Source organism: Allobranchiibius sp. CTAmp26, assembly GCF_017565405.1.
Taxonomy (GTDB): Bacteria; Actinomycetota; Actinomycetes; order Actinomycetales; family Dermatophilaceae; genus Allobranchiibius.
In genome coordinates this window covers 42,402-55,601 of record NZ_JAGEKR010000015.1, presented here as the reverse complement: position 1 = coordinate 55,601, position 13,200 = coordinate 42,402, and the positions used below count along the sequence as shown (strand labels likewise).

Here is a 13,200-nt window from a genome sequence, read left to right as displayed (position 1 = left end):
GCGTCACTCGATGGCGCGGTCGGCCCACCACTGCGCGTAGGAGCGGCCGCCCCGGGTCGCCTGCTCACCGGGCAGGTTCGAACCGGTGCCGAGCGCCGTGAGAGTGCGGCCGATGCGGGGGATCCGGATCTGGTGGGGTGTGGGGCGCCCCGACAGGTGCGCGGTGAGCACGGCGATGTCGCGCGCGCTCAGCACCTCCGGGCCGGCCAGCTCGACAGTGCCGCCGACCGCCGTCGTCTCCAGTGCCACGTCCACGAGCCGCTGTGCCACCCACGCGGTGTCGCACGGGGCGAACCGCAGCCCGCTCAGTCCGATGCCCACGGGCCCGACGTGCACGCCGCAGATCCGCTCGACGAACTCGTGGAACTGGGTGGCACGCACGATCGTGTACGGGCGCTTCGACTCGCCCACGACCCGTTCGGCCTCGGCCTTCACGCGGTAGTAGGGCAACGGGCTGTCCCAGCATCCGACGATCGAGACCTGCACCAGGTGGGCGTCCGGATTGTGCTCGGCCAGCGCGTTGCACAACCGCTCGAGCCCGTCGACATCCACCTCCTGGCCCCGCGGACTGGTCGCGCAGTGGATCACGGCCTGCACGTCCTGGACAGCCTCGGTCAGTCCCGCGCCGGTGCGCAGATCACCGACGTACACCTGAGCGTCGGTGTCGGCCTCCGCGCGGCGGGTCAGGACCCTGGCCGGTACGTCGGAGTCGAGCAACTCGCGGACCACGGCACGTCCGAGGGTGCCGGTACCCCCGGTGACGAGGACGGGCGCGCGGCCGACGTGGGGCAGTCCGGACAGCAGATTCGGCGCGGCGGTGGGGTCGGTCACGGCCGGTCAGTCCTGCAGGTCGTCGGGATGGATGCCGACGACGCCGGCGACCTGCTCGGCGACGATCTGCTCGATCAGGTCGGCCAGCTCGTCCTCACCCACGGCCCGCGCCTCGATGGGCCGGCGGTAGATGACGACCCGCGGAGTGGCCTTGCCGGTGCCGGGGAAGGTACGGCCGAGGGCGACATCGGACTCCCAGGGCGCCGGGTCGTGCGTCGGCACGTCCTCCACGGCGACCTCCAGCATGTCCAGGGGTCGGCCGAGTCGGTGTTCGACCCGCTCGAGTGCGCTCAGCACGGTCTCGTCGAACTCCTCGGCCCGGGTGCGCATCGCCGGCACGCGCGGCCAGGCCAGGGGTCCGCGGATGCCGCGGCCGTGCCGCTCCGAACGGGCGGGGCGGCTCGCGTGTCCTGCTCGTCCAGCTCGTCCTGGTTCCGCTGCGTTCTCTGCGGTGCTGCGGAGGTCCTGCCAGGCGGCGTACCCAGTCATCCCGCGAGCCTATCCAGCGGCTGGGAGATGTCGACCTCACCGTCGCGCGGCGCGCCGATCGCCGTGTGTCGAGGCCCTCGCCTAGGGTCACGACGTGATGCACCCGAGCCCCCGCGTGATGATGCGCCAGTGCAACCGCAGCGCCTGTCAGGGGCCGGCGGTCGCCACCCTGACCTATGTGCACGCGGACTGCACGATCGTGCTGGGCCCCCTCGCGACGTACGCCGAGCCGCACTCATACGACCTGTGCGCCGCCCACACGACCCGGTTCACGGCGCCGCGCGGCTGGGACGTCGTGCGACTCGCGGTCGACCTGGAGCCCCCGACCCCGTCCGGTGACGACCTGGCGGCGCTCGCCGACGCGGTGCGCGAGGCCGGACGGCGGGTGCCCGCACGTCCGGCGCCGGATCCGGCGGCCCAGGCGGGACGGCCGCGGTTGCGCATCCTGCCGAGCTCCTGACCCCCGTTAGGCTGCGGCCATGACCTCCCCCCGCCTCGCCGACTTCGTCAAGGCGTACGACGTACGGGGCCTGGTGCCGCAGCAGCTGTCGCAGGACGTGGCCCGCGCGATCGGCGGTGCGTTCGCCGAACAGGTCGCGATCCCCGAGGGCGCCGATGCCGTCGTGATCGGCCACGACATGCGGCCCAGCTCACCGCAACTGGTTGCCGCATTCGCCGAGGGTGTGGTGGCGCGAGGGGTCGACGCGCTGCTCATCGGACTTTGCTCGACCGACGGTCTCTACTACGCCAGCGGCACGCTGGATCTGCCCGGGGCGATGTTCACCGCGAGCCACAACCCCGCGGAGTACAACGGCATCAAGCTGTGCCGTGCGGGCGCCCGGCCGATCAGCACCGACACCGGCCTGGACCAGGTCCGCGACCGTGCCCAGGAGTGGCTCGACCAGGGCGAGCCGGCGGCCGTCGCCACGCCCGGGGTGGTCCAGGAGCGCGATCTCCTGGCCGAGTACGCCGCCCTGCTGCGCCAGCTGGTCGACCTGCGGGGCATCCGTCCGCTCAAGGTCGTCGTCGACGCCGCCAATGGGATGGGGGGACACACCGTTCCCGCCGTCCTCGGCACCGGGGCAGGGTTGGAGGCGCTGCCGCTGGAGATCGTGCCGATGTACTTCGAACTCGACGGCACCTTCCCCAACCACCCGGCGAATCCGCTCGAGCCGGACAATCTGCGCGACCTGCAGGCGGCCGTCCGGATGCACGGTGCCGATCTCGGGCTCGCCTTCGACGGCGACGCCGACCGGTGCTTTGTCGTGGACGAGCACGGTGACCCGGTCAGCGCGTCGGCGGTCACCGCCCTCGTCGCCTGCCGGGAGATCGAGCGGGCGGTCGCCGCCGGCACTCCTGCCGACGAGGTCCGCGTCGTGCACAACCTGATCTCCTCCCGGGCGGTGCCCGAGATCGTCGCCGAGCACGGGGCCCTCGCGGTGCGCACTCGGGTCGGCCACTCGTTCATCAAGGCCGACATGGCCCACCACCAGGCGATCTTCGGCGGGGAGCACTCGGCGCACTACTACTTCCAGGACTTCTGGTACGCCGACACCGGCATGCTCGCGGCGCTGCACGTACTGGCCGCCCTGGGCGCAGACCGGCGTCCGCTCTCGGAGGTCATGCGGGAGTACACCCGTTATGTGACGTCCGGCGAGATCAACTCCTCGGTCGCGGACAAGGCCGCGGCCGCGGCACGGGTCCGCGAGTGGGCGCTCGGTCAGGGCGGGGTCGTCGAGGACACCCTCGACGGGCTGACCTACGTGCACGAGGAGGCACCCATGTGGTGGCTGAACGTGCGCGGCAGCAACACCGAGCCCCTGTTGCGACTGAACGTCGAAGCCGCCGACGAGGCGACCATGGCCGCCGTACGCGACGCGGCGCTGACCCGGATTCGTATTCACGACAAGGAGATCCAACCGATATGAGCACTATCGAACCGCGTCTCGAACCGTGGCTCCGCGAGATCCTGCGATGCCCCGTCTGCCGCGGGGCGCTGGTCGACGCGACCTCCCCGGACGGGTCGCCGGAGTTGCAGTGCGCGCAGTCGTGTGACGCCGAGGGTGTGCGGCGTGGGTACCCCATCACCGATGGCATCCCCGTCCTGCTCGCCGACGAAGCACGGCTCATCCGCGGCTGAGCACGGTGCCCTTCCTCGAAGAGTCCTGGATCGACGATCCGGAAGAGCTGCGCTGGCGCGACTCGCGCGACAGCCTGCGCTCGCTGGCGACCGCGGGCGCGCAGGTGCGCGAGGCGGTCACCCTCAGTCGGGAGGCCGGCGTCGAGCGCGTCGCGTACGGCGAACGCCCCCGGTCGGTGCTGGTGGCCGCCCTCGGCGGGTCCTCGGTCGTGGCCGACGTGCTGGAGCTCCTCGCCGAGCCCGGTTCGCCGGTACCGGTCACCGTGCGGCGCAACCTCCCGCTGCCCGGGTGGGTCGGCCCGCTGGACCTGGTCATCGCCGTATCGCTGTCGGGGACCGCGGACGGGCCGGTCGCGATCGCTCACGAGGCGGCACGCCGCGGCACCGCGCTGCTGACCGTCGGCGCCGACGACTCTCCGCTGGCCGAGGCCGCGCACCGGGCCCGCGGCGTGCACGTCAGTGTCGGACGCGGTCGCACCTCGAGCCGGACATCGCTGTGGTCGTTGCTGACTCCGGTGCTGCTGGCCGCCGACGTGCTCGGCCTGGCCGACGTGCCCGATGCGGTCTTCCCGCAGATCGCCGCGCGGCTGGACGAGCAGGCCGAGACCTGCCGACCGTCGTCGGAGTCCTTCGTGAACCCGGCCAAACTGATGGCGGTCCAGCTGGCCGAGACGGTGCCGGTGGTCCTCGGGGACAACCCGCTCACCGGTGTCGCAGCGCAGCGGGCGGCGTCCATGCTGGCCCGGACCGCGCGGATGCCGGCCACGTGGGGCGAGTTGCCGGATGCCGCGTCGCAGGTGGTCGCGTGCTTCGACGGTCCCTTCACCGCCGGTGGCGGTCAGGGGCTGGCCGGTCGCACGGGGATGGACATCTTCGCGGACCCGTTCCTCGACGGACCGGCGCAGCCGAGTCTCGGGCTGCTGATGTTGCGCGACGCCCCCGCCGCCCCACCGACCCCGGAAGGTGACGAGGCCGCGGCACTGACCGACGACCTCCTGGCGACGGCGCGACAGGCCGACGTGCGCGTGGTCGAATCCGTAGCAGCGGCAGGGCATCCCGTCGTACGCCTGGCCGAGCACATCGCGATGGTCGACTTCGCCTCGACGTACCTGGCCATCGGCCTCGGCGTCGACCCCGCGGTGTCACCGCACGTGGCGGATCTGCGCGACCGCCGCCGCGGTCGCGGCCGGCCCTCCGCGGGATAGGTGCGTGGCGTGAGCACCGACCCGCACCGCGCCGCCGCGATGTCGTACGCCGACTACCTCGGCCTGGACACGCTGCTCGCCTCCCAGCACCCGCGCGCGGTGCCGCCGCAGCACGACGAGTTGCTCTTCATCATCCAGCACCAGACCAGTGAGCTCTGGTTCAAGCTCGTCCTGCACGAGCTGCGATCTGCGCGGGACCTGTTCGCGGCCGACGAGTTGCAGGCATCCCTGAAGCGACTGGCCCGCGTCAAGCACATCCAGGCCACTCTCACGCAGCAGTGGTCGGTGCTGGCGACGCTCACCCCGAGCGAGTACGCGACGTTCCGCACCTTCCTCGCGACCTCGTCCGGTTTCCAGTCGGTGCAGTACCGCGCGGTCGAGTTCCTGCTCGGCAACAAGAACGCCGACATGCTGCGGGTGTTCGACGCCGAGCCGGGCGCGCGCGACCTGCTCGCCGGGATGCTGGGCGAACCGAGCATCTACGACGTGTTCCTGCAGTTGCTCGGCCGGCGCGGGTTCGCGATACCGCAGGAGGTGCTGGCCCGCGATGTGGCGACGCCGTACGTGCCGCACGGCGCGATCGTCGAGGTGTTCCACGAGATCTACTCCGACCCGGCGCGCTACTGGGACATCTACGAGACGTGCGAGGAACTGGTCGACCTGGAGGACAACTTCCAGCTCTGGCGCTTCCGGCATCTGAAGACGGTCGAGCGCATCATCGGCGGCGCGCCCGGCACCGGTGGATCGAGCGGGGTGGCGTTCCTGCGGCGGGCGCTGGACCAGACGTTCTTCCCGGAGCTCTACACCGTCCGCGGACAGATCGCGCAGGGGCGCTGACCTCCCGGTCCTGCCGGGAGAACCCCCGCCCTACGCTGGCACCGTGACTCACTTCGACCTGGCCATCGTCGGTAGCGGTTCGGGCAACTCTCTCGTCACCCCCGATTTCGACGGCAAATCCGTCGCGATCATCGAGAAGGGCCTGTTCGGCGGCACCTGCCTCAACGTCGGGTGCATCCCGACCAAGATGTACGTCTACGCCGCTGAGGTGGCCGACACCGTCCGCGACGCGGGCACGTACGGCGTCGACGCGCATCTGGACGGAGTGCGCTGGCCCGACATCCGGGATCGCATCTTCGGTCGGATCGACCCGATCGCGCAGGGCGGCAAGGACTACCGCGTCAACGGCACGAACACCACGGCCTACCTCGGTGAGGGGCGCTTCACCGGCCCCAAGACCCTGACGGTGTCCGTCGACGGTCGTGAGGAGGAGGTCTCGGCCGACCAGATCGTGCTCGCCAGCGGCACACACGCCGTGGTCCCCGGGGAGATCACGTCCTCCGGCGTTCCCTTCCACACCAGCGACACGGTGATGCGGATGGAGCGGCTGCCGTCCTCGATGGTGATCCTCGGTGGCGGGTTCATCGCCGCCGAGTTCGCCCATGTCTTCTCCGCCCTCGGCGTCACCGTGAAGGTCGTCGCCCGCGGCAAACAGCTGCTCACCAAGGAGGACGCCGACATCTCGGAGGCCTTCACCGAGCAGGCCCGCCGGCAATGGGACGTACACCTGGGTTCGCCGCTGGTGAGCGCCGAGTCGGTGGACGGTGGGGTCGCGCTGACCCTCGGGAACGGTTCGCGGATCGAGGGTGAGGTGCTGCTGGTCGCGACCGGGCGGGCACCGAACTCCCCGTCGCTGCATCTGAACGTCGCGGGCGTCGACACCTATCCGGACGGCCGGATCGTCGTCGATCCGCACGGCCGCACGTCGGCCGAGGGCATCTGGAGCCTGGGGGACGCGAGTTCGCCGTACCAGCTCAAGCACGTGGCCAACCACGAGGCGCGGATCGTCGCGCACAACCTCGCGCACCCGGACGACCTGCAGTCCTTCGACCATCGCTTCGTCCCGCAAGCGGTCTTCACCCGGCCGCAGATCTCCTCCGTCGGGCTGACCGAGGAGCAGGCCCGCGCGACAGGGCGTGACATCACGGTCAAGGTGCAGAAGTACGGGGACGTCGCGTTCGGGTGGGCCATGGAGGACACCACCAGCATCGTGAAGCTCATCGCCGACAAGAAGACCAAGCTCCTCATCGGCGCGCACTTCCTCGGCCCCGATGCCAGTTCGCTGATCCAGACCTCGATCCAGGCGATGTCGTTCGGACTGACCGCACCCGAGATGGCGCGCGGGCAGTACTGGATCCACCCGGCGCTGGCGGAAGTGGTCGAGAACGCGCTGTTGGGGCTGGAGTTCGACGACTGAGCCCCACCTAGACTGCGCCCATGTCGACCGACGGTGGGAACAAGGCGATCGTCGCGGCGCTCGGTGCCAACCTCGGCATCGCGGTCACCAAGTTGATCGCGTTCGCGCTGACGGGGATGAGCTCGATGCTCGCCGAGGGGATCCACTCCCTCGCCGACTCCGGCAACCAGCTGTTGCTGCTGGTCGGCGGGAAGCGTGCGAAGAAGGCAGCCACCCCGGAGCACCCGTTCGGATACGGCCGCGAGCGCTACGTTTTCGGCTTCGTGGTCTCGATCGTGCTCTTCAGCCTAGGCGGCCTTTTCGCCTTGTACGAGGCGTACCACAAGGCGCACGAAGCGCACGCCGGCAAGGGGGAGCGGCCGGGTCTCGATCAGAACTGGTGGTGGGTGCCGCTGGTCGTCCTGCTCGCAGCGATCGTGCTGGAGGGGATGTCCTTCCGTACGGCGGTCCGCGAGAGCAACCCGCACCGCGGCGAGTCCTCCTGGCTGGAGTTCATCCGGAAGGCCAAGGCGCCCGAGCTGCCGGTGATCCTGCTCGAGGACTTCGCGGCGTTGATCGGCCTGGTCTTCGCGCTGTTCGGCGTGGTCCTGTCGGTGCTGACGCGTAGTTCGTACTGGGATGCCGCGGGCACCGGACTCATCGGTCTGCTGCTCGTCGCGGTCGCCGTCGTCCTGGCGATCGAGACCAAGTCCCTCCTCGTGGGGGAGTCGGCGAGCCCCGCCGTCGCCCGCTCGATCGTCGCGGCGATCGAGGGCGCACCCGGGGTGGACCGGGTCATCCACGCCAAGACGCTGCACCTCGGTCCGGAGGAGTTGCTGGTCGCGGCGAAGATAGCGGTCGGCGCCGCCGACACCGGCGCCCAGGTCGCGCACGCCATCGACGCGGCCGAGGAGCGGGCCCGCGCGAGCGCGCCCGACCTGCGGCTCGTGATGTACCTCGAGCCGGATCTCGACGTCTCGCCCGCACCGTGACGGGCGAGCGCATCGCCCTGATCTCCGACGTGCACGGCAATCTGACGGCGCTGCGCGCGGTGCTGGACGACATCACCGCCCGGGGGATCACCCGCATCGTCAACCTGGGGGACTTCGTCGGGAAGGGCCCGCGGGGACAGCAGGTGGCCGATCTGTGCCGTGAGGTCTGCGAGGTCAACCTGCGGGGAAACTGGGAGGACTTCCTGCCCGCCGAGAGGCCGCAGTACCGCGATCCCACGCTGTGGTGGTGGCGCGAGGAGCTGCGCCCCGATCAGTGGCCCTGGTTGCGCGCCCTGCCGTTGTCGCACGACCTGCTGGTCGGCGGCCGCCGGGTGCGCCTGCTGCATGCCAGCGCTGGTGACGTCCACACGAAGGTGCACGCCGACCTGTCGCCGCTGGAGTTTGACGGGATGTTCGCCAACACCCCCCTCACCGGTTTCGGGCCGGCACCCTCGGTCGTGGGGTACGGCGACATCCACGACGCCTACCTGAGCGTCCATGACGGACGGACCCTCTTCAACGTCGGCAGCGTCGGCAACGCGCTGGACGAGCCCATTCCGTCGTACGCCGTCCTCGAGGGTGACATCGGCGGCGACGGGCCGAGCCCGTTCGGCCTGCAGTTCGTGCGGGTGCCGTACGACGTGGAGGCCGAGGTCCGAGTGGCCGAAGCGGTCGGGATGCCCGGTCTGTCGTTCTGGGCGACCGAGCTGCGCACCGGCGTGTACCGATCCCGGCAACCGGGCTGGCGATAGTCAGGCGGCGGGCCGGGGCACCAACCGGAGAACGGGGATGACGCGGCTCGTCTTCGCTTCGTAGCCTTTGAAGCCGTCCGACATCGCGGTGAACTGCGCCCAGGCCGCGTCGCGCCCGTCGCCGGTGTCGACCGCGGTCACCGCAACGGTGCTGATCCCGCCGCCCTCGTCGGGCTTCTCGATCGTGACATCCGGTCGTGCCAGCAGGTTGTGGTACCAGGCCGGGTTCTTGTCCGCCCCCGCAGCAGACGCCGCGATGAGCCAGGACCCGTCGTCCTGCGGAATGGCCGCCACCGGATTGATGCGTTCGACGCCCGACTTGGCGCCCACATTGTGAACGAGCACCAACGACCGTCCGAATCCGTTGGTGGCCACCGTGCCACCGTTGCTGCGGAACTCCTCGATGATCGTTGCGTTCCAGTCGGACATGCCGCCTCCTGCGTTGCCGGTCTGTACCTACGGGGAATCCGTCACGCGTCGGCGGCGGCCTGATCCGGTTCGTCCTCGTCGGGGCGCTCCTGGTCGTCCTTGATGCCGATGCCGCTGGCGTCGCCTGCCTGGTCCTGGGAGGCGCCGCTGGTTTCCCGGCCGTCCTTCGCGGAGTCGTCGGTGAAGACCGGGCGGTGCTTCTCCTCGTCGCCCTCGCCGGCGTACTCCTCGCTCACCTCGTCCCACTTCGCCAGCTTGTCCTGGTCGACGTCGATCTTCAGCTCGTCGGGGATCGGTTGCTGGGGGGTTTCATCGCTCATACCGTCGACTCTAGCCAGCGCGAGATGTGGATGTCGGGGCTCGATCGGCCTGGTGTCCGGATACTCGCGCATCTCGAGATCGGGCGGCTCGCCGGTGCCGCCCGCGAGCACCCACAGCCGACGGAAGTCCAGCACCTCGGCTGCTGACGGGTTCGGCGCGAACCGCACCCAGTCGGGATGCAGCGCCTCGCCGGATGCTCCGCGGTACGGGGTGACGTCTGCTTCGATGGCGGGATCAGGCGGGATCCCGGGAACGGGCCCGAGAGTGACGCCGTTGCGGTCCAGGAACCGGAACTGGCCAGGGTGACCGTGCACCGGCTCGATCGCGAAGTCTCCGCAGTGGTGCCGGTCGTGGTGGTACGGGCACAGGCTGATCAGGCCGTTGAGATCGGTGTCGCCGCCCTCGGCCCAGTGCGTCACGTGGTGGCACTCGACGTGGTGGGTCGCGAAGCATCCGGGGTGACGGCATCCGCCGTCGCGGTCCTCCACCAGACGGCGAGTGCGCCGCGGCACGATCCGCTGGGTGCGGCCGACGTTGACCGGCGACCCTTCCGTCTCCCAGACCGGCTGGACGAGTCCGTCACAGGACCACTTGCGCAGCAGGTGCCGCGGCAGGGAGCCGCCCTTGGTGACCCATCCACGACCGGAGGTGTCCAGGTGCAGGTAGATCCGGAACTTTCCGGCTCGACCGCTCGAGAGCGCGCCGCCTGCGTCGAGGGAGCGGGTCGCGACCTCGGTCAACGCGTCCGCCAGCGTGACCTGCGGCTGACCGGCGAGGAAGAGCGCGTCCTTGGCCTCGACGATCGCGCGCTGCACGAGGGCGCCGACGTCGGCCGGCGCCTCGTAGGTGAGATGGAAGCGGCCGTCGCGGGTCTGCATCGACAACTGCGGGCGCAGCACCGCGGGGTCGAACGGGTCGTGCGGCGTTGCCTGCGCAGGCGTCGCGGTGGATGCGAACTCGTACCGGCCGAGTGCCCGGCGCAGTTGTGTCACCGTCGCGTGCCGCGCGAGCTCGACCACGCCGTCATCGAAGCCGTCGGGGGTGTACTTGGCGATCACTGCTGCCTGCCCGATCGACAGCTCGCCCTCCTCCAGGCCGCGGGCCAGGGACGGCAGCGACCGGGCGCGCCGCGCGACGTCGGTGATCCGTGCGGCGTCGCCGTGCGACAGCCCCGCGTAACAGGTCAACCAGTGTTCCGGGGAACGGATCCCGCTGAGCGCCCAGGACTCGTCCTCGATCACCTGCGCGACCAGCGTCACGAGATCCGCGTGCGCTGCATTGAGTCGGCCCACCACGCGCGACAGCGTCGTGCGCGGGTCGGGCGGCGTCAGCACCGCGGCGTTCGAACTCATGTCCCCATACAAGCACCGACCACCGACAACGCCTGGGCTCCCGGAAGCCTCCGTCCCTGCGGGAGAGTGCAGGTTCAGCGCTGAGCGGGCCGAGACGCTACGTGCCGCACCGAGTCAGTCGTCGGCCGGGACCGATCGCCGGTAGAATCGCGAATGCCGGCGTGGGTGATAACCCGTGCCACGCAGCCCAGCAGGGCGCGCCGGGTCCATCAATCAGACCATTTCGATCAGCCATGGCTGCTGCCGTGGCGGAAGGAGAACGAGCACTGTGTCGTTCGACTACAAGGTCAAAGACCTGAGCCTCGCCGAAGCAGGCCGCCACCAACTCCGCCTCGCCGAGCACGAGATGCCCGGCCTGATGTCCCTGCGTGAGGAATTCGGCACGAGCAAGCCGCTCAAGGGCGCGCGCATCGCCGGTTCGCTGCACATGACGGTGCAGACTGCCGTCCTCATCGAGACGCTCACCGCGCTGGGCGCCGAGGTCCGCTGGGCGTCCTGCAACATCTACTCCACCCAGGACGAGGCCGCCGCCGCCTCCGTCGTCGGGCCGAACGGCACCGTCGAGGACCCGCAGGGTGTGCCCGTCTTCGCCTGGAAGGGCGAGACGCTCACCGAGTACTGGGAGTGCACCGACAAGATCCTCACCTGGCCCGGTGGCGAGGGTCCCAACATGATCCTGGACGACGGCGGCGACGCCACGATGCTGGTGCACAAGGGCCGCGAGTGGGAGCTCGCCGGCGCCGTGCCTGCGACGACCGAGGCGGACTCCGAGGAGTTCGCGGTCTTCAAGGACCTGGTTCGCAGCACCATCGCGACCGATCCGCACAAGTGGACCACGATCTCCGAGGGCATCCGCGGCGTCACCGAGGAGACCACCACCGGTGTGCACCGCCTCTACGAGCTGGCGCGTGCGGGCGAGTTGCTCTTCCCGGCGATCAACGTCAACGACTCGGTCACCAAGTCCAAGTTCGACAACAAGTACGGCTGCCGGCACAGCCTGATCGACGGGCTCAACCGCGCGACCGACGTCCTCATCGGCGGCAAGGTCGCGGTCGTCTGCGGCTACGGCGACGTCGGCAAGGGCTGCGCGCAGTCGCTCGCGGGCCAGGGCGCTCGCGTCATCGTCACCGAGGTCGACCCGATCTGCGCGCTGCAGGCCGCGATGGAGGGATTCCAGGTCGCCCGCCTCGACGACGTGCTGGACATCGCCGACATCTACGTCACCACGACCGGCTGCTTCGACGTCATCACGGCCGAGCAGATGTCGAAGATGAAGAACAAGGCGATCGTGTCCAACATCGGGCACTTCGACAACGAGCTGGACATGGCCGGTCTGGCCAAGGTGGCCGGGATCACCAAGACCGAGATCAAGCCGCAGGTGCACGAGTGGACCTTCACCTCGGGCAACAGCATCATCGTGCTGTCCGAGGGCCGCCTGATGAACCTGGGCAACGCGACCGGCCACCCGTCGTTCGTGATGTCCAACAGCTTCGCGAACCAGACGATCGCGCAGATCGAGCTCTTCACGAAGCCGGGTGACTACGAGAAGCAGGTCTACGTGCTCCCGAAGCACCTGGACGAGAAGGTCGCGCGGCTGCACCTGGACGCGCTCGGCGTGCAGCTCACCGAGCTGACCAAGGGCCAGGCCGAGTACCTCGGCGTGGACGTCGCCGGCCCGTACAAGCCGGAGCACTACCGCTACTAGTCACCCCACGAAGTTCTCCGCTGCGCTCCGATACTTCGCGGGGACCCCGACAGCGAGATTACGACGTGCTGTGAATGACAGAAGGCGGCCCGGGAGATCAGTGATCTCTCGGGCCGCCTTCTGCGTACGACGGGTCTCAGGCGGTCGCCGCCACCGGCAGCTGCGCCCTCACCCACGCGTTGTCGAACTCGACACCGCTGCGCACGAAGAGCTGGGAGACGGGGCAGCGCCGCTCGGTCTCGCTGGCCAGCTTCTCGAACTGCGCATCGTCCGCGTCGGTCTGCACGGTGACACGCACGGTCACCTTGTCGAAGTTGGCGTTGCCCTCGGCTCCGCCGACCAGGACCGCGGTGTCCAGGTCGCCCACGACCTCGAAGTCCCACGCGCCGAGGGAGATGCCGAGGTCCTTCGCGACCAGGGACGCCGTCACCTGGTTGCACGAACTGAGCGCTGCGAGCACGTAGAAGAGCGGGCTCGGGGCCTCGTCCTTGCCGCCGAACGCGGGGTAGGCGTCCGTCTCGAAGTGGTGTCCGCCGGCCTGCACGGACTGGGCCACGCCCGTGCCGGTGCCGGTCACGGTGAAGGGAACGACGGTGGGCTTCACGGTGGTCGTCATGGTGTCTCCAGTCATGTCGTCGAATGTACGGTGTCCATAAGTTATGGATATCAATGAGAAAACATAACGTTATCTCAAGCCGGACGCGAATCCCTGGTCTCGTCAGGGGGCGTCTCGCACTGTGGGAAACTTGCC

The 13,200-nt window shown here is 69.8% G+C and carries 14 protein-coding genes; 9 read left to right on the top strand and 5 right to left on the bottom strand.

Annotated features, from left to right (window positions below; genetic code table 11):
* Positions 1-3 precede the first annotated feature (3 nt).
* Both J4030_RS10790 and J4030_RS10785 read right to left on the bottom strand, forming a co-directional pair.
* Positions 4-831, bottom strand: coding sequence for an SDR family oxidoreductase (locus tag J4030_RS10790; RefSeq protein WP_208049230.1), 828 nt, complete (start codon positions 829-831; stop codon positions 4-6).
* A gap of 6 nt (positions 832-837) precedes the next feature.
* A complete protein-coding gene (locus J4030_RS10785; RefSeq protein ID WP_243763200.1) occupies positions 838-1,320 on the bottom strand; it encodes a metallopeptidase family protein in 483 nt (160 codons plus the stop codon).
* Positions 1,321-1,417: 97 nt separating this feature from the next.
* Here J4030_RS10785 and J4030_RS10780 point away from each other — a divergent pair, with 97 nt between their 5' ends.
* From J4030_RS10780 to J4030_RS10745, 8 genes are read left to right on the top strand one after another with little or no spacing between them, the layout of a single operon-like run.
* Positions 1,418-1,780: a DUF3499 domain-containing protein gene (locus J4030_RS10780; protein ID WP_208049371.1), complete on the top strand. Its 363-nt coding sequence runs from the start codon at positions 1,418-1,420 to the stop codon at positions 1,778-1,780.
* A 19-nt stretch (positions 1,781-1,799) separates the two neighbouring features.
* The gene (locus J4030_RS10775) at positions 1,800-3,248 is read left to right on the top strand and encodes a phosphomannomutase/phosphoglucomutase (RefSeq protein WP_208049229.1); all 1,449 of its coding nucleotides are present in this window, start codon (positions 1,800-1,802) and stop codon (positions 3,246-3,248) included.
* Entirely contained in the window at positions 3,245-3,460 is a 216-nt protein-coding gene (locus tag J4030_RS10770; protein ID WP_208049228.1) for a Trm112 family protein, read from the top strand. The genes J4030_RS10775 and J4030_RS10770 overlap by 4 nt, the downstream gene beginning before the upstream one ends.
* A 5-nt stretch (positions 3,461-3,465) precedes the next feature.
* Positions 3,466-4,665: an SIS domain-containing protein gene (locus J4030_RS10765; protein WP_208049227.1), complete on the top strand. Its 1,200-nt coding sequence runs from the start codon at positions 3,466-3,468 to the stop codon at positions 4,663-4,665.
* 39 nt (positions 4,666-4,704) lie between these two features.
* Positions 4,705-5,502, top strand: a complete 798-nt coding sequence (locus J4030_RS10760) for a tryptophan 2,3-dioxygenase (protein ID WP_208049370.1) — start codon at positions 4,705-4,707, stop codon at positions 5,500-5,502.
* A 43-nt stretch (positions 5,503-5,545) separates the two neighbouring features.
* Complete coding sequence (locus J4030_RS10755) at positions 5,546-6,919, top strand: mycothione reductase (RefSeq protein WP_208049226.1); 1,374 nt, start codon at positions 5,546-5,548, stop codon at positions 6,917-6,919.
* A gap of 20 nt (positions 6,920-6,939) precedes the next feature.
* Positions 6,940-7,890 (top strand): cation diffusion facilitator family transporter, encoded by a 951-nt coding sequence (locus J4030_RS10750; RefSeq protein WP_208049225.1) that lies wholly within the window; start codon positions 6,940-6,942, stop codon positions 7,888-7,890.
* On the top strand, positions 7,887-8,642 hold the full coding sequence (locus tag J4030_RS10745) for a metallophosphoesterase (protein ID WP_208049224.1): 756 nt from the start codon (positions 7,887-7,889) through the stop codon (positions 8,640-8,642). Before J4030_RS10750 ends, J4030_RS10745 begins: the two co-directional genes overlap by 4 nt.
* On the opposite strand, the gene J4030_RS10740 is transcribed toward J4030_RS10745, so the two are convergent.
* Positions 8,643-9,071: a nitroreductase/quinone reductase family protein gene (locus J4030_RS10740; RefSeq protein ID WP_208049223.1), complete on the bottom strand. Its 429-nt coding sequence runs from the start codon at positions 9,069-9,071 to the stop codon at positions 8,643-8,645. It abuts the gene before it with no gap.
* Between the two features lie 41 nt (positions 9,072-9,112).
* Complete coding sequence (locus J4030_RS10735) at positions 9,113-10,744, bottom strand: HNH endonuclease signature motif containing protein (protein WP_208049222.1); 1,632 nt, start codon at positions 10,742-10,744, stop codon at positions 9,113-9,115.
* 268 nt (positions 10,745-11,012) lie between these two features.
* Between J4030_RS10735 and ahcY the strand changes: the two genes are divergently transcribed.
* Positions 11,013-12,449, top strand: a complete 1,437-nt coding sequence (ahcY, locus tag J4030_RS10730) for an adenosylhomocysteinase (RefSeq protein WP_208049221.1) — start codon at positions 11,013-11,015, stop codon at positions 12,447-12,449.
* Between the two features lie 136 nt (positions 12,450-12,585).
* On the opposite strand, the gene J4030_RS10725 is transcribed toward ahcY, so the two are convergent.
* Positions 12,586-13,080, bottom strand: a complete 495-nt coding sequence (locus tag J4030_RS10725; RefSeq protein WP_208049220.1) for an OsmC family protein — start codon at positions 13,078-13,080, stop codon at positions 12,586-12,588.
* Positions 13,081-13,200: the final 120 nt, after the last annotated feature.